The organism is Lacisediminihabitans profunda, assembly GCF_008040105.1.
GTDB lineage: Bacteria > Actinomycetota > Actinomycetes > Actinomycetales > Microbacteriaceae > Lacisediminihabitans > Lacisediminihabitans profunda.
Genome location: NZ_VRMG01000045.1, coordinates 1 through 263 on the forward strand (window position 1 = coordinate 1; position 263 = coordinate 263).

At 69.6% G+C, this 263-nt stretch carries 1 protein-coding gene; it reads left to right on the plus strand.

Annotated elements, in window-relative coordinates; all coding sequences use genetic code 11:
• A partial coding sequence (locus tag FVP33_RS18990) for an acyl-CoA thioesterase (protein WP_187270814.1) occupies nt 1–190 on the plus strand: 190 nt, incomplete at its 5' end.
• Nucleotides 191–263: the final 73 nt, after the last annotated feature.

Here is a 263-nt window from a genome sequence, read left to right on the forward strand (position 1 = left end):
GGCGGCGAGCCTCGACCACGCGATGTGGTTCCACCGGTTCGGGCGCGGTGACGAGTGGAGGCTCTACGCCCAGGAGTCCCCGAACGCGACGGGCGGCCGGGGCCTGTCGCAGGGGCGCATCTACACGCGCGACGGCCTGCTGCTTGCGAGCGTCGCGCAAGAGGGCATGGTGCGCGTCCCCCGTGAGTGAATCGCCGGGTCCTGGATTCAGGATTCAGCAGCGCGGGCGCTGAAGCTGTGCGATTTCAGTTGTGGGACCGCAG